Annotated in this window: 18 protein-coding genes; all 18 read left to right on the forward strand. The window is 44.9% G+C overall.

Annotated features, from left to right (window positions below):
• Window positions 1-4: 4 nt before the first annotated feature.
• The 18 genes from N5C46_RS21810 (at window position 5) to minD (ending at window position 16,405) form a co-directional block, all read left to right on the forward strand.
• The gene (locus N5C46_RS21810; RefSeq protein WP_261750221.1) at window positions 5-1,390 is read left to right on the forward strand and encodes a G5 domain-containing protein; all 1,386 of its coding nucleotides are present in this window, start codon (window positions 5-7) and stop codon (window positions 1,388-1,390) included.
• Between the two features lie 21 nt (window positions 1,391-1,411).
• Entirely contained in the window at window positions 1,412-3,073 is a 1,662-nt protein-coding gene (locus tag N5C46_RS21815) for a GspE/PulE family protein (protein WP_261750222.1), read from the forward strand.
• A 9-nt stretch (window positions 3,074-3,082) separates the two neighbouring features.
• Window positions 3,083-4,126 (forward strand): type IV pilus twitching motility protein PilT, encoded by a 1,044-nt coding sequence (locus N5C46_RS21820; RefSeq protein ID WP_261750223.1) that lies wholly within the window; start codon window positions 3,083-3,085, stop codon window positions 4,124-4,126.
• The gene (locus N5C46_RS21825; protein ID WP_261750224.1) at window positions 4,127-5,338 is read left to right on the forward strand and encodes a type II secretion system F family protein; all 1,212 of its coding nucleotides are present in this window, start codon (window positions 4,127-4,129) and stop codon (window positions 5,336-5,338) included.
• Window positions 5,339-5,448: 110 nt separating this feature from the next.
• Entirely contained in the window at window positions 5,449-5,889 is a 441-nt protein-coding gene (locus N5C46_RS21830; RefSeq protein WP_261750225.1) for a type II secretion system protein, read from the forward strand.
• 1 nt (window position 5,890) lies between these two features.
• On the forward strand, window positions 5,891-6,637 hold the full coding sequence (locus N5C46_RS21835; RefSeq protein ID WP_261750226.1) for a prepilin peptidase: 747 nt from the start codon (window positions 5,891-5,893) through the stop codon (window positions 6,635-6,637).
• A 15-nt stretch (window positions 6,638-6,652) separates the two neighbouring features.
• Window positions 6,653-7,615 (forward strand): type IV pilus biogenesis protein PilM, encoded by a 963-nt coding sequence (gene pilM / locus N5C46_RS21840; RefSeq protein ID WP_261750227.1) that lies wholly within the window; start codon window positions 6,653-6,655, stop codon window positions 7,613-7,615.
• On the forward strand, window positions 7,615-8,232 hold the full coding sequence (locus N5C46_RS21845; protein WP_261750228.1) for a pilus assembly protein PilN: 618 nt from the start codon (window positions 7,615-7,617) through the stop codon (window positions 8,230-8,232). The genes pilM and N5C46_RS21845 overlap by 1 nt, the downstream gene beginning before the upstream one ends.
• Window positions 8,229-9,014, forward strand: coding sequence for a hypothetical protein (locus N5C46_RS21850; RefSeq protein ID WP_261750229.1), 786 nt, complete (start codon window positions 8,229-8,231; stop codon window positions 9,012-9,014). The genes N5C46_RS21845 and N5C46_RS21850 overlap by 4 nt, the downstream gene beginning before the upstream one ends.
• A complete protein-coding gene (locus N5C46_RS21855) occupies window positions 9,014-9,451 on the forward strand; it encodes a type II secretion system protein (RefSeq protein ID WP_261750230.1) in 438 nt (145 codons plus the stop codon). Before N5C46_RS21850 ends, N5C46_RS21855 begins: the two co-directional genes overlap by 1 nt.
• 100 nt (window positions 9,452-9,551) lie before the next feature.
• The gene (locus tag N5C46_RS21860; RefSeq protein ID WP_261750231.1) at window positions 9,552-10,529 is read left to right on the forward strand and encodes an SPOR domain-containing protein; all 978 of its coding nucleotides are present in this window, start codon (window positions 9,552-9,554) and stop codon (window positions 10,527-10,529) included.
• Between the two features lie 172 nt (window positions 10,530-10,701).
• Window positions 10,702-11,274, forward strand: coding sequence for a Maf family protein (locus N5C46_RS21865; RefSeq protein ID WP_261750232.1), 573 nt, complete (start codon window positions 10,702-10,704; stop codon window positions 11,272-11,274).
• A gap of 28 nt (window positions 11,275-11,302) precedes the next feature.
• Window positions 11,303-12,013 carry a RadC family protein gene (radC, locus tag N5C46_RS21870; protein ID WP_272501217.1) on the forward strand — a complete coding sequence of 237 codons (711 nt, stop codon included), beginning with the start codon at window positions 11,303-11,305 and terminating at the stop codon, window positions 12,011-12,013.
• A 254-nt stretch (window positions 12,014-12,267) separates the two neighbouring features.
• Window positions 12,268-13,275, forward strand: a complete 1,008-nt coding sequence (locus N5C46_RS21875; RefSeq protein WP_261750233.1) for a rod shape-determining protein — start codon at window positions 12,268-12,270, stop codon at window positions 13,273-13,275.
• A gap of 163 nt (window positions 13,276-13,438) precedes the next feature.
• The gene (mreC, locus tag N5C46_RS21880; RefSeq protein WP_261750234.1) at window positions 13,439-14,317 is read left to right on the forward strand and encodes a rod shape-determining protein MreC; all 879 of its coding nucleotides are present in this window, start codon (window positions 13,439-13,441) and stop codon (window positions 14,315-14,317) included.
• Window positions 14,314-14,835 carry a rod shape-determining protein MreD gene (gene mreD / locus N5C46_RS21885; RefSeq protein ID WP_060670861.1) on the forward strand — a complete coding sequence of 174 codons (522 nt, stop codon included), beginning with the start codon at window positions 14,314-14,316 and terminating at the stop codon, window positions 14,833-14,835. The genes mreC and mreD overlap by 4 nt, the downstream gene beginning before the upstream one ends.
• An 84-nt stretch (window positions 14,836-14,919) precedes the next feature.
• Window positions 14,920-15,600, forward strand: coding sequence for a septum site-determining protein MinC (gene minC / locus N5C46_RS21890; protein ID WP_261750235.1), 681 nt, complete (start codon window positions 14,920-14,922; stop codon window positions 15,598-15,600).
• 1 nt (window position 15,601) lies between these two features.
• Window positions 15,602-16,405 carry a septum site-determining protein MinD gene (minD, locus tag N5C46_RS21895; RefSeq protein WP_079532449.1) on the forward strand — a complete coding sequence of 268 codons (804 nt, stop codon included), beginning with the start codon at window positions 15,602-15,604 and terminating at the stop codon, window positions 16,403-16,405.
• The last annotated feature ends 151 nt before the right edge of the window (window positions 16,406-16,556 follow it).

Raw genomic sequence — 16,556 nt, forward strand, 5'->3', positions numbered from 1 at the left:
TGATGTGAAAAAAGGTCTGCTTGTAAAGTTGATGGCCGTTTTATTCTTTTCTACGTTTTTCCTCTATGGTTTTTCTCATTTAGGCGTTTATGCTTATGAATCATTCTTTGTTCAGTCACTCAATCTATCAAAACATGCAGCTGTTGCATCTGTTAATTTAGGTGGAGCAAACAAGGAAGAAGCAGTAAAAATACTGGAGGGAAAAATAATAGAGTGGAAAGGGAATCAAAACATCATGCTTGAATTCAATGGGGAGAGTGCAAGGGTCGATTCAGCACTCTTTCAATTCCATTTGGAAGAAAGTTTAGAAAAACTGGATGACAATGAAAATACGAGTTTAATGGTCACCCTGGATGATCAAGCGTTAGATTCATTCCTATCAGATCATTTCCCTGATTATAGCCCTGATGACATAAATGTGGCTTCTCTAAAGGAGTATGTCCTTTCTTTAGCGGGAAATCTCAACAGTGGTGAGACCATTGACGTATACGATTATCTCGATAAAAATGCATCGACACAGGTTTTATTTGAAGCTGTATCCAATGAATTAAACATTACACCGACGATCAAGAGCTTCATAGACAACTTTCCCTCCATTCTCATTGCACCCAATTCTCAGTTTTCGTTTTCGGACTTCCTGGAAACGGAAGGGTTTGTCGTTGAATCACAGGCTGACTTAAGTCCGGTTGCCTCTTTACTCTATCAGATTACGTTGCATTCCAACTTTTCCATCATTGAACGAAATATCAGTAAAGAGCTTCCGGATTATGTGACCCTGGGCTATGAAGCGAAATTCAATCCGATGAATAACCAGGACTTTGTCATCACGAATCCGAACGCAACGGAGTATGAGCTGAAGCTTGCCATTCAAGAGAATCGAATCAAGGCACAGCTCGAGGGAATTCCCTTTTCAAGCACTTATAATGTCCGATTGTCTGAAAAAGAAACATTCCCTCCCCGTTTGATTAAACAATTCAGCCCTTTTGTTGAAAAAGGAAGCGTCGATATTCAGCAAGAAGGGAAAGACGGGGTTTTGATCCGCGTCTACAAACAAAAACTGAGCACTTCAGGAGAAATCCTTTCAGAAGAACTGATCAATGAAGATTTTTATGCACCGCAGAATAAAGTTGCAGTATATCCGTTGCAGGAATTACAGGAAACACCGAGTGACACTTATGACAATGTAACGGATGGGACGGATGAGGTAGACGGTGAAGTACCAACGCAGGATAAAGTGAATGAGGAAGAAAAGGAAGCCCCCACTTCACAGAACGGAGAAGATAAGACGGACACTTCTACCGATCAGAAAAGTGAGGACCCGTCCAAACGGGATTCTTCACCAACATCATCTGACTATAAATCAAAACCACAGAAAAAAGATTTTAAATAAGGCTTAAAAGCGGGTGATAAGGTGACCACCATTAGAAAAAGGCTCGGAGACCTGCTGGTAGATGCAGGGATCATATCCGAATCCCAGTTGCAGGATACCCTGAAAGATAAGGCCAAGGGTCAGAAGTTAGGTGATGCACTGCTTCAAAGAGGATATATTACAGAACAGCAGTTGATTGAAGTGTTGGAATTTCAATTGGGGATCCCTCATGTCAGCTTATATCGGTATCCCTTTGAAACGAATTTATTTCATCTCATCCCTAAAGAGTCTGCAAAAAGGAATTTGATGATCCCACTTAAGAAAGAAGGGGATAAGCTTTTTGTCGCAATGAGTGATCCTTTGGACTTTTATGCCATAGAAGATCTCCGTCTGGCCACTGGCTTTCAGATTGAAACAGCGATTGCGACAAAGGATGATATCCTGAAGGTCATTAATAAGTTCTATGACCTGGAAGATGGATTTGAAGATCTCTTTCAAGAGAATCGGAATCAAAATAACGTGGAAGAAGATACGGTGGTAGATTCCGATTCACCCATCGTTCGATTAGTGAACGGGATCCTTTCAAATGCCGTCACCCAAAAAGCGAGTGACATACATATTGACCCGCAGGAAACGAAAGTGGCCATCCGTTACAGGGTGGATGGGATCTTAAGAACAGAAAGAAACCTTCCGAAGCATATGCAAAGCATGTTGATTGCACGCCTTAAAATCATGGCAAACCTCGACATCACTGAATTCAGGGTACCTCAGGACGGTCGGATCAAGGTGAATATCGACTTTCATCCAATTGATTTGCGTGTGTCAACGTTGCCAACGGTCTATGGTGAAAAAATTGTCCTGAGGATCCTTGATTTAGGTTCCAGTCTGAATGACCTCGCAAAACTGGGGTTCAATAAGGTGAATCAGCAGAGGTTCATGAAAATGATCCAGCAGCCGACAGGGATTGTCCTCATAACAGGACCAACGGGTTCAGGGAAGTCTTCCACTCTATATGCAGCTTTAAATCACCTTAATAGTGAAGAAGTGAACATCATTACGATCGAAGATCCTGTTGAGTACCAGCTGGAAGGGATCAACCAGATCGGCGTGAATCAAAATGTCGGATTGACATTCGCGAAGGGACTTCGGGCCATTTTGCGTCAAGACCCCAACATCATCATGGTCGGGGAAATTCGGGATAGGGAAACGGTTGAAGTGTCCATTCGGGCTTCCTTGACCGGCCACCTCGTCCTGAGTACGATCCATACCAATGACTCCATCAGTACAGTGACGAGACTTCTGGATATGGGAGTCGAGCCGTTTTTGGTTGCCTCTTCACTGAGTGGAGTCGTGGCTCAACGGTTGATCAGGAAGGTGTGCCGGGACTGTAAGCATGAAATGCCGGCGACCAAGCGGGAAGTGGAGATATTCGCCAAAAGAGGAATGAAGATCGAGACCATCACAAGGGGGCGGGGATGCTCATCTTGTAACATGACCGGATACAAAGGGCGGATTGCCATTCATGAGGTCCTCGTCATGAATGATGAAATGAAGAAGGTCATCCTGAACAATGAACCTTTCTCGAAACTCAGGGAGCATGCGGTCCGAAATAAAACCATTTTCCTCGTAGATGACGGTTTGCTGAAAGTAAAGCAGGGATTGACCACGACCGAGGAAGTATTACGAGTAGCCATATCAGAGTAGGTGAATGAATTGAAAGAAAAAGTTGATTATCTTCTTAAATCAGCTTACGAGCTGGGGGCGTCGGATATCCACCTGACCGTGGGTTCACCGCCTATCTTCCGCATTCATGGAGATTTAAAAAGATACGGTAAAGAGAACCTGTTGCCCGATCATACAGCATTAATGGCAAAGGCCATCATTTCAGAGACGATGTATCCTTCCTTTGAAGAGGTAGGTGAGCTGGATTTTTCCTATGGGATCCCCGGCGTGTCAAGATTCAGGGTGAATGCATTTAAACAGCGATCATGTGTATCTTTGGCTATACGTGTCATCCCGACGTCCATCCCAACAATGGAAGACTTGTCTCTTCCACATGCATTGAAGGCCATTGCCGAAAAACCACAGGGACTGTTCCTCGTAACAGGGCCAACGGGCAGCGGGAAGTCGACCACACTCGCTTCCATCGTCGATTACATGAACCGGAAGATGAGGAAGCATATCATCACCCTGGAAGACCCAATCGAGTACCTGCATAAACACGGTGCATCGATCATCGATCAGCGGGAAGTGGGATTTGATACAAGATCATTCTCAAAAGGATTGAGAAGTGCCCTGAGGCAGGATCCGGATATCATTCTTGTAGGAGAGATGCGTGACTTGGAGACCATCCATACGGCCATCACGGCAGCGGAAACCGGTCATCTTGTACTAGCGACCCTTCACACATCCAGTGCACCTGCCACCATTGAGCGGATCGTAGACGTCTTCCCTCCGGAGCAGCAGTCACAAATCCGCGTTCAGTTGGCCTCGGTCCTTGTCGGAATCCTTTCCCAAAGGCTATTTGCCACAGTGGATAAAAAGGGGAGAAGGGCCGCGACGGAGCTCCTGATGAACAATGCGGCGATCGCCAATCTGATCCGTTCTGAAAAGGTCCATCAGATTCAAAATGTCATGCAGACGTCTAAAAGTTCAGGTATGCACATCATGAGCGACAGTGTGATGAGACTATATGAGAGTGGCATCATATCAAAGGAAATGGCGTTTCCTTACAGCAGAGAGGAGATTCCTCAATAGATGGGACGGTATAAGTACACAGGCAGGGACCAAAAAGGGAAGAAATCAGGGATTGTCACGGCTTCATCGAAGAAGGATGCACTCATTCAGTTGAAAAAGCAGGAAGTAAGGGTCATAGATATCCTGGAGATGCCGGAAACCCTTATGACGAAAGACATCACGATCGGTAATCCGGTTAAATTGCAGCATCTTGTCATATTTCTGAGACAGTTTGCCACGCTGCTGCAAGCTGGCGTCACGGTCGTGGATGCCACTCATATTCTGTCCGAGCAGACAGAGAGCAAGGCACTCGGTAAAGCCTTAAAGGAGATCGAGGATGAACTCAGGGACGGGAATCCGTTGTCGGAAGCCTTTTCCCGGCATAAGAAAATTTTCGAACCGCTCTTGATCAATATGCTGAAGGCCGGTGAAGCATCAGGGAGCCTGGATGAGACGTTGGAAGGACTTGCGACCCATTATGAAAAGCAGCATATCACGAAACAGAAAATCATATCGGCTCTTGCATATCCGATGGTTGTCGGCGTCATCGCAATCGGTGTCGTGATTTTCCTTCTCGCTGCCGTCGTACCTACATTTGTGAATATGTTGAACGATTTCGGCGGGGAACTGCCGGCCATCACACAGTTTGTCATTGCATCAAGTGACTTCATGCAAAAGTTCTGGTACATCATCATTATGTTCTTTGTATTCATTGCGATCACCTTGGCCATGTTAAGAAAAGACAAGCGCTCCAAATATTACTTAGACTATGCCGTCCTAAGGATTCCGATCTTCGGAAAGATGCTGCAAAAAGCGGTCCTGGCGAGGATGACGAGAACGTTAAGTTCCTTGTTTTCAAGCTCAGTCCCCATCTTACAGGCGTTGGCCATCGTGGAAAAAGTGGTGGAGAACGAAGTGGTGGCACGGGTGATCGGCGAATCACGGAGGTCTTTGGAGAAAGGGACCTCCCTTACGGACCCGATGAAGAGGCATTGGGCTTTCCCTCCACTGGTGACACAGATGATTGCCATCGGGGAAGAAACAGGTTCCCTGGACTCGATGCTTGCAAAGGTTGCGGACTTCTATGAAAAGGAAGTGGAAAGCGCAACGGATCGTCTGAAGTCATTAATCGAACCACTCATGATCGTCATGCTGGCAGGTTTAGTCGGGACCATCGTGACATCGATCCTTGTCCCGATGTTCGAAATCTTCAACAGTGTTCAAAACTATTAGAAAATACCTAGTATTTTACAAAAAACTTGATTTTTTTGTCGGTTGGTTGTTGTATACTAGTACTAGATTACTAGTTTTTGCAAAAAGATCATTAAACAGGAGGAATTACCATGTTAAAGAAAATCGGTCAAAGATTGAAAAATGAGCGCGGATTGACGCTTATCGAATTACTTGCGGTTGTTGTTATTTTAGGGATCATCGCAGCGATTGCGATTCCTAGTATTGGCGGGTTGATTAATAACTCGAAGAAAGACGCTCATATTGCGAATGCTCAGCAGATGGTGAGTGGAGCTAGGTTGGCGATTACTGCTGATCAAGCTACTGTAGGTTCTATTAAGATGGAAGAACTTATTGATAAAGGATATTTAGAAGAGTTTGAAAACCCTTCAGATTCAAAGGGATACAACCAAAAGACGAGTGTTGTTACGATTACTAAAGATGCAGATACAGGTAACTATTCTTATGTGGTTACTCTTATTGGGAAATCGAGTTCTACTGAGCATATTAACGGTGACCCGGACAAAGTAAAGCGTGACGATGTAAAATTATAATATGCTTCAAGTATTACTTTTCCTCTACGGTCTCCTCCTAGGCTCCTTCTACAACGTAGTCGGCCTAAGGATACCGCTCAAAAAATCAATCGTCAAACCGAGATCAGCCTGTCCTTACTGCCGGCACACGCTGACGGCCAGGGAACTGATCCCGGTAGTTTCATATATTATACAAGGAGGAAAATGCGCTCGGTGTAAGGGGCGCATTTCTCCTCTTTATCCTTTAATGGAATTATCCACCGGACTACTATTCTTACTTTCTTATACGTTAATGGGCTTACAGACGGAGCTGATTGTCGCTCTCACCCTTGTTTCCCTTTTCATGATCATCACCGTCAGTGACCTGAAGTATATGGTCATCCCCGATAAAGTGCTGCTGTTTTTTTCGGGATTGTTTATCATCGAACGTATATTCATCCCGTTGAATCCCTGGTGGGACAGCATAGCGGGTGCACTGACAGGCTTTTGCCTGCTTCTCCTGATTGCCATCATCAGCAAAGGGGGAATGGGAGGCGGCGATATAAAATTATTCGCTGTCATCGGCTATGTCGTGGGAGTCAAGGTGATGCTGTTTTCCTTTTTCCTAGCCACGCTTTTGGGGGCGGTGGCAGGTATTACCGGCCTGATTCTAGGTGTTTTCAAAAAAGGACAGCCCATCGCGTTCGGTCCGTATATCGTATTGGGCACACTCGTCGCATACTTCTTTCATCAGCCAATCCTGTATTGGTATTTTTCTTTATACAGCTAAAAGGGGTTATTCAAGATGTTATCACGTCTCTTCAATAAGAATAAAAATAAAATCAATATCGTCATCAGTGATCAATGGATTCGTTTTGTTGAATTGAAATCAGTTTCTCCTTTACATATCCATGATTTTGGAGAGATGCGTATAGCAGACGGGATGATTTCCGATGGCAAAATCATTGAAAAAGAGGCGTTTCAAGCCCTTTTGGATGAGTGTGTCCTAGATTGGGGCCTGAAAAAGAGGGAAGTCCAATTCATCGTCCCGAACACACAGATGATCATCAGGAAGATGGCGATTTCACCTGATATTGAAGACGATGAGGTAAAGAGTCACTTATTCCTTGAAATCGGGACAAGTATCCATCTACCTTTTGAGAATCCTGTTTTTGACGTAGTGGTGGTTGGGAATAAAGGGGACAAGAAAGAAATCATCCTGGTTGCTGCACCTGAAGACATTGTCATGGAATATCAACAGATGCTGACAGATGCCCATTTAAAGCCCGTTGTAGCGGATATCAGTCCACTTGCCTACTACCGTTACATCCATTCATTGGACCTTACTCATAGTGAAAACCATGAAATGCTCCTTTACTTTAATCCTTCCAATGTGACCGTATCCATCTTCCATGATCACCAGCCCGTCTTTTTCAGGCCGATCAGTTTAGGGGAGGAACGGGAAGTGGTGGATGAGCGAAGTGATCACGATGGGTTTCATTCCCTCCCATTTGATGACGTGATGAAAGAAATAGACAAAGTACTCAGCTTTTATCGATACACACTGACAAACGATGAAGCTGTGATCAATAAGGTATATGTAGCCGGTGATCACCCCAGGGTCGGGGACATCCACACCCTTTTAGCTGACAGGTTTGAGATTGACACTATCAAGGTGCCTTCTCTAGCGCGGGACCCCTACACCAACGAAGAACTACCGAATGAGTTCCTGCTCTCCGTTGGTTTAGGATTGAAAGGGGTGATATAGTGCTCGTCGATATCAATCTATTACCTCAAAACGAAAAGAGAAGCAGGCAGTGGCTGTATGTGGTCGCTGGGGTTATATCACTTGGCATTCTTGCTCTGATCATTCTATTCATCCTTGCCGGGAATCTCGGTAAAGACGTGGACGCCCTGACTGCTCAACTTCAAAGTGAAAAGCAGCTTAGGGCTGAAAAAGAACAGAGCATCTCTGACTTTGAATCCTCTGATGCATGGGTACAACTGGAGGATGCAGTGAGCTGGGTGGAAGACTATCCGATCGATACTGTACCGGTCCTGGATCATCTCGTGGAATTGCTTCCGGAACGTGGATTCTTAAAGGAATTCACTTATGCTGAAGATGGGAGTATCCAACTCTCGATTCAATTCGATACAAGCAGTGAAGCAGCCTATTATTTAACTCATCTGAAAGATTCCAAGTACACTCAGGATGCAAAACTATCATCCCTTGCCACTGAATCCGTCATGGAGAATGAACAGGCGGCTGTTAATACCGAACCCGTCCTGCCAAGGTACATCGGCCAATATGAAGTCATATTAAATAGAGACAGCATCAAAGAAATCGAAACAGAAGCCGATGAGCAAGGGGGCGATTCGGAATGAATGTACAATTCGATAAAAAAGAATGGTTTCTGATTGGAACCTCCATCATATTAGTATTATTTCTTATCTTTGGAGCTGTTTGGTTTTTCTACTTACCGGTGAAGAATCAAAAAGAAAGCCTGCAAAGTGAAATTCAAACGGAAACGAAGCTAATCAATGCTTTGGATTCGAAAATCTCTTCCATCCAACAGGATTCATTTGAAAACTCGAGTTCCCTTCAACAAAAAGTTCCGGTGAAACCCATGACACAGCAGCTGCTTATAGACCTTCAAAAGGCGGAAATCGTCTCGGATAGTCTTATTACGAGCATAGAATTTACTGAAGGAGCGATGGCGCTGCCTGTAACCGGGGAAACAACCGGGACTGCCATCGAAGAGACAGCCGAGTCGACGAATGATGGGACACCTTCAACAAATCCGGATGGATCGGTCGTGTCCCTCCCGCAGGGCCTGCAAAAATTGACTGCCACCATGTCGGTTGAAGCCAAGAGCTATTTCGAAATAGAAGAATTCATCAAGAAACTGGAAGATCTGCACCGCATCGTAGAGGTTGAACAGATTTCTTTCAGCGGGCCACCGGAGATACAGCAATATCAAGATGATGTAGAGAATATTCAATTGAATATTGTGGTATCCGCCTTTTATTTGCCTGGTTTAGTGGAACTTGAGAAGGAACTACCTAAACTGGATGCTCCTCTTCCTTCAAACAAAAAGAATCCTTTTCAGCAGTTCCCTGAACAAAAGTCAGAAGAACAAGATAACAATGTAAGGTCTGATGAATGATGACTGAAAATGAGAGAGGCTACACCCTTGTCGAATTACTGGCCGTGATTGTCATCCTCGGAATCATCGCCGTGATCGCCGTGTTGGCGATCAATACGATCATCGAAAAATCCAAACAGCAGGCATTTGTGGCAAATGCCCTTACAATGAAGAGCTCTGCCGAGTACTATGCGAAAGACGCCATGCTTCAGGAGCGGCAAATCAATAAGGTCACCTATAAAGAACTGGTAGACGCCAACCTGATCGAACCGATCCTTGATCCCCATTCCAAAACAGTCATGACACCGGATGATGACTCCTATGTGCTGGCTGATGGTGAGAATGTATTATCCATTTGTTTAATGGGGGAGGAGTACAATCTTTGTACAAATGATCAGGGTAATAGAGAGGAAATCCCCTTTTCTTCTCTATCGATCGAATCCCTGGAGAAGAACTAAAAAATTTGACGAAAACCTATTAGGACAAGACGACAAAAGTCTTGTTCTTTTTTTTATGGGATGTGATAGCATGGAAAAAAATAAATGAAGGAGGGTGGCGATGATGGGCGATCGTGGGAAAAACGACAAGAAGATTTCTATTAAAATCAATGGGGAAAAAACGAAGTTCGATGAAGATCTCCTTGTGTACGATTGGAAGTTGGGGGAATCGGAAACGGCTGCCGGGGAAGAGGCGAAGGATGACGGTTTTGACTGGAACCTTCCCGATGAAGAAGCCGAGCCTCCACAGGAATATAAAAAGATCCATTACGTGTCTGGAAGTAAGAAGAAGAAAAAATCGTTTATTAACCCGTTTCAGGATTCGGTCAACCTGGTCATGTCTTTGATTGGGGCGATCGTTGTGGGGGCGGTCCTTGGTTTCGGGACCCTAAAAGTGATCACGACGACAGATGGCCCTGCTAAGCCTGCCGCTATGCTGCAGGATAACACATCAGCAGGAAAAACGGATGATCAGCAGGCGGTTTCTGCCGTCGAATTAAAGGATTTTTCTACCTCTATCCTACAAGGCGGTGTGTTTTCCACAGAAGAAGCGATGAAGGCCATGAAGGATAGTTTAGCGTCAAAAGGTCTTCCTGCTGCATATGTTGAAAAAGACGGCCAGTTCTTTTTGTTGCTAGGAGTTTCGGGTGATTTGGAAACGGCCAAAACCCTTGGCGGGAAGCTGAAGGATCAAGGGGTGGACGTTTACGCGAAGGATTTTGTGATGGGATCCAAAGGGGTCAATGCTTCAAAAGAAGAAAAAACGTTCCTTGAAAAAGGGAATGCCCTCTTCAGCGCCATAGCCCAGGCCAGCAGCAGTGGAATGACCGGGGGGACTGCGGATGATGCCACGATCAAAACGATTCAATCCGGAGTGAAGGAATTGGAAGGAATCAAGGTCGGTCAGGATTCCATCGCCTCTATGAAGAAATCCCTGGTGGAGGCAGGTAATCTGGCAGCTGGGATGAAGACGCCGGAAGATGCCCAAAAAGTTCAAGGGGAGCTATTATCTTATCTTCAACTCTATAGCGGGTTATAATTTCGACTGAAATAGACTATTTTCTAGGAAATAACGGTATGTGAGCTGCCTTGTAACGCGGGATTCTCCCTTTCTCGCGCTACGGGGCAGCTCTATTTTCACTTGTTTACTAAGGTGGGATTTGGTAGTATAAGTGTGTATCTCCCAATTTCCCTGAAAGGAATGGTATGGTGTGTCCAACCTCATACTCGCTTCACAATCTCCCCGACGAAAAGAACTTCTCGAACAAATCCAACTCTCTTTTTCCATTATTGGCTCAAGTGTGGATGAAACCTTTTCTCCTGATTTAATGCCCCATGAAGTCGTCATGTATCTCGCAAAGAAAAAAGCAATGGTCATATCGAATCAACATCCTTCTCACTATGTGATCGGCTCTGATACCGTTGTGACAAAAGACGGTAAGATTCTTGGGAAACCGGAATCGAAAGAGGAAGCGAAGGACATGCTCCAGATGCTTTCCGGCTCTTCTCACGCGGTTTACACAGGTGTGGCGATCCTCCACGGTGAGGAGGAGAAACTCTTTTACGAAAAAACAGATGTTACGTTTTGGGAGTTGACCTCTAAAGAGATTGATGACTATATCGCAACAGAAGAACCTTTTGATAAAGCCGGGTCATATGGGATCCAGGGAATCGGCGCGAAATTCGTCAAGGAAATCAAGGGCGATTATTTCTCCGTCGTCGGTCTCCCAATCTCCCGGGTGAATCGTGTTTTACTCGAAATGGGCTATCTTCCATCAGAATGACTCCTTCACGTAAGAATAGGAGGAACCAATGGTAAAAACGATGCCCCATCAGGAAGAAAACCGTCTGATGATCAGGGATTTCCCCCAGGATGAGAGACCGAGGGAAAGAATGATCCAAAGCGGAGCAGCCAGTCTGTCCAATCAGGAGTTGCTCGCCATTTTACTCCGGACCGGAACCAAATCAGAGTCCGTTCTTCAATTGTCCAACAGACTCTTAAATCAATTCGACGGATTGAATCTACTAAAGGATGCGTCCCTGGAAGAGATCACGAAAACGAAAGGGATCGGTCTTGCCAAGGCTGTCCAGATCATGGCGGCGGTGGAATTCGGCCGGCGTATCAGCAATCTGACATTCGATGACAGATATTCGATCCGTTCCCCAGAAGACGGGGCCAATTATGTCATGAACGATATGAGATTTTTGGCCCAGGAGCATTTCGTCTGCTTATACCTCAACACAAAGAATCAAGTACTTCATAAACAAACCATCTTTATAGGAAGCCTCAATGCCTCCATCGTACACCCTAGGGAAGTCTTCAAAGAAGCTTTTCGCCGCTCCGCCGCATCCATCATTTGCATCCACAACCATCCATCCGGGGATCCGACTCCGAGCAGGGAAGACATAGAAGTGACAAAAAGATTGGTGGAATGCGGTCGAATCATTGGTATTGATATACTCGATCACCTTATAATAGGGGAGAAGAAGTTTATCAGCTTAAAGGAAAAAGGGTATTTATGACACTATGATTTTTTTCCTGGTTACGATATAATAAAGCTTATGATTTTTACAAACAATATCGTGATTCAATATAACGCGGGCTTACTGAAATAAGAGAGTCATTCTACAAGGGAATGAGTCTTTTCGTTATGCATGAACGAAGCATTATTGTGACGAAAATTAAGAGGTAGAGAGTGATTGGACGACTCTCCTATGAAAACACATAAACCTTTATAAAAACCAGCCAATTTGTATCAGAAAGGGAGATACCATTCATGTTTGGAACGAAAGATTTAGGGATTGATTTAGGAACTGCTAACACATTGGTGTACGTGAAAGGCAAGGGGATTGTCGTTCGCGAACCTTCTGTTGTGGCACTTCAAACAGATAATAAGCAGATCGTTGCAGTGGGGAATGACGCCAAGAACATGATCGGCCGTACACCGGGGAATGTCGTGGCCCTCCGTCCGATGAAAGATGGAGTCATCGCTGATTACGAAACGACCGCCACGATGATGAAGTACTACATAAAGCAGGCGACACGGAATAAGGGAGCTTTTTCACGAAAGCCTTATGTCATGGTATGTGTACCTTCAGGCATTACAGGGGTGGAAGAAAGAGCGGTCATCGATGCGACAAGACAAGCTGGGGCACGGGACGCTTACACGATTGAAGAGCCTTTCGCAGCGGCGATCGGAGCGAACCTACCGGTATGGGAACCGACAGGAAGCATGGTCGTGGATATCGGTGGAGGAACGACAGAAGTAGCGATCATCTCTTTAGGGGGAATCGTGACAAGCCAGTCGATCCGCGTTGCCGGGGATGAAATGGATGATGCGATCATCAACTATATCCGCAAAACGTACAACCTGATGATCGGGGACCGTACTTCTGAGACGATCAAGATGGAAGTGGGTTCTGCAGGGGATTCAGAAGGCATCGAAGCGATGGAAATCCGTGGACGCGACCTTCTGACAGGACTGCCGAAAACGATTGAAGTAACGGCAGAAGAAATTGCTTCTGCTCTTCGTGACACCGTATATACGATTGTGGATGCCGTTAAGAGTACGCTTGAGAAGACGCCGCCGGAACTTGCAGCGGACATCATGGACCGAGGGATCGTACTGACCGGTGGGGGAGCACTTCTTCGTAATCTTGATAAAGTGATCAGCGATGAAACGAGGATGCCGGTGCTCATTGCCGAGGAACCACTGGATTGCGTGGCAATCGGGACAGGGAAAGCCCTTGACCACATTCACTTATTTAAAACACGTGGAAAATAATAATTGATCGTAAGAGGGGACGTTTCCTTAAGGATGCAAGGGCAGCCTTAAGGCCGGCCCCATCTTTTTTCGAAGAACCATGAATATTTTGACGAATGATATCAAATATAAACGATTTTTGATATAGTATTTACTAGAATGAGAAAAGGTTGAGGTGTACATCATGCCACAATTCTTCCTGAATAAACGTTTGATCATTCTGCTCGTCAGTGTCATTGTCCTGGTGGGATTAATCGGATTTTCTTTGCGGGACCGGGATAGTATCAGCTGGCCGGAGCAGTTTGTGAAAGATATGGTAGGATTCGGACAATCGTTGGTTTCAAAACCAGTCAATTATGTAGCCGGAGTTGTTGATAACGTTCAAGATCTTCAAAATACATATACAGAAAACGAAAAACTGAAAACGCGTTTGGATGAGCTGATCAAGCTTGAAACAAAAGTGAAGGACCTGAAACAGGATAACGATGAGTTACGGGCTGTCCTGGATAAGAAGGAGAACCTTCGCGCCTATAAAACGGTTCAGGCAACCGTCATAGCACGAAATCCGGATCAATGGCAGGAGCTCATCACCATCGATAAAGGGGAAGTGAACGGGATTCAATCGGATATGGCCGTCATCTCTTCAGCCGGATTGATCGGAAAGATTAAAAGCGTTAATGAATTTTCATCTACAGTCGAATTGATTTCGACCAATAATACAAAAAACCGGATTTCCACTGTCATCCAAAGTGAAAAAGAGGATATAAACGGCTGGATTGAAGGGTACGACAGCAAGAAAGAAGAAATCTTGGTGAAGCGGATTTCCAACGATATGAAGGTTGAAAAAGGGTCGAAAGTGATGACTTCTGGCCTTGGCGGAGTCTTCCCTAAAGGATTGGTCATCGGTGAAGTGAAGGAAGTCAAGCCGGATCAATACGGCCTGACGCAAACGGCATATGTGAAGCCTGCTGCTGATTTCTATCATTTAGAGCATGTCATGGTCATCGATCGTGAAATTCAAGGTGTGACGGAAAAGGACACGGTTGAGGAGGAAGAGCAATGATCAGCAGGCTCCTCCTTCCGTTCATGACCTTGCTTTTCTTCTACAGTGAAAGTCTGTTTGTCCATCTTTTTCCCAGTGAAGAGTGGTTCGATCAGAAAATGATCGTTCCGCATTTCCTGATTATTGTGCTTTTCTTTATTTGTGCGTTTTATCAATACCGGACCGCACTTCTTTATGGATTCATCTTTGGCTTCCTCTTTGATATTTATTACACTGAAATCAATGGGATCTATTTGGTGTTATTCCCATTTGTCATTTTTCTGTCCCATCAGATGATGAAGGTGTTACATAACAACCTCTTTGTGTTAGGGATCATAACCCTTGTGAATATTTCTGTTTTAGAGTTTTTGGTTTACGAGATCAACCATATTATCAAGAGGACGGATTTGACGTTCATGCAGTTTGTGGACTGGCGTTTGTGGCCGACTTTGGTCCTGAATGTCCTGTTTTATATCATTCTTGCATTTCCATTTAGAAACTACCTTCTGAAGAAACGGAAAGAGTGGTTGGATGAATAAATTCCATTAGTAATTTTTTCATAAAAAGAGGAAATGACACTGCTTATGTCGAATTTATAGACGACTGAGGTGAAAAATTACGACATGAATAAGAAGCCAAATGTGATGATCAAGGGAACAAAAGAAGGACTGACCCTTCATCTCAACGATCAATGCTCGTTTCAGGAATTAAAAAAGGAACTGGATGATAAGCTGTCTGCCCAATACAGGGAAACAGAAGGAACCCCACTCTTGACGGTCAATATCCAAACAGGCAATCGTTACCTGGAAGAAGATCAGGTGGAAGAGTTGAAGGATATTGTCAGACAAAAACGCAATTTAGTGGTAAACGAAGTATGGAGTAATGTCATAACGAAAAATGATGCAGAGAAACTCATAGATGAACGAAATATCGAAACCCTCACAGGGGTCATCCGTTCGGGACAGGTCATTGAAGTGTCCGGCGATATCCTCGTAGTGGGAGATGTCAATCCCGGGGGGAAGATCCTCGCCGGGGGGAATATTTACATATTAGGTTCATTAAAAGGGATTGCCCATGCCGGCTGCAATGGAAACGACGAGTCGGTCATCGTGGCTTCGAAAATGGTCCCATCCCAGCTTCGGATCGCGGATTCCCTGAACCGTGCACCTGACCGGGTGGAGGAAGAGGATGACCGCGAAATGGAATGTGCGTATGTGGATGAAAGTGGCCAGATCGTTGTCGATCGATTACAGGTATTGAAGCATCTTAGACCAAATATTACTAGTTTTAAAGGAGGAAGCTAATGTGGGTGAAGCGATAGTTGTTACTTCAGGTAAAGGTGGAGTGGGAAAGACGACTACTTCTGCCAATGTTGGTACAGCATTAGCTCTACAAGGCAAAAAGGTTTGTCTGATTGATACGGATATCGGCCTCAGGAACCTGGACGTGGTGATGGGCCTTGAAAACCGGATCATCTATGATTTAGTGGACGTAGTGGAGGGCAGATGTAAAATCCATCAGGCCCTTGTGAAAGACAAGCGTTTTGAAGACAAACTATTCTTACTGCCGGCTGCTCAGACGAGTGATAAATCCGCTGTCAATCCTGAACAGATGAAAAAGCTGGTACTGGACTTAAAGCAAGACTATGATTATATCATTATTGATTGCCCTGCAGGAATTGAGCAGGGGTATAAGAACGCCGTTGCAGGAGCGGATCGCGCGATTGTCGTGACTACGCCGGAAATTTCGGCTGTGCGGGATGCAGACAGGATCATCGGTCTTCTGGAGAAGGAGAACATTGAACCTCCGAAATTGGTGATCAATCGTATCCGTAATCATATGATGAAAAACGGTGAAATGCTGGATGTGGATGAAATCACCTCCCATCTTTCCATCGATCTTCTTGGAATCGTCGCCGATGATGACAATGTGATCAGATCATCGAATAAAGGTGAGCCGATTGCACTTGATTCGACAAGTAAAGCGTCGATTTCTTACCGGAATATTGCGAGGCGGATCTTAGGTGAATCGGTCCCGCTGCAATCCCTGGAAGAAGAAAGAACGGGCGTCTTTATGAAAATTAAGAGGTTATTTGGTGTAAAAGCCTAAAGATATCGCCGGTCCCGGAAGGTCGCATGATGCGTCCTGCCGGGACTTTTTTTGAGTTCTTCATGAATATTCTTACGGGACAAGTCATACATTGTAGCAAAACATGTGTAATGGAATCTTGGTATGGATCTGACACCCGTTTGCCCATCAG

Origin of the sequence: Rossellomorea vietnamensis, assembly GCF_025398035.1 — a bacterium.
Lineage (GTDB): Bacteria > Bacillota > Bacilli > Bacillales > Bacillaceae_B > Rossellomorea > Rossellomorea vietnamensis_B.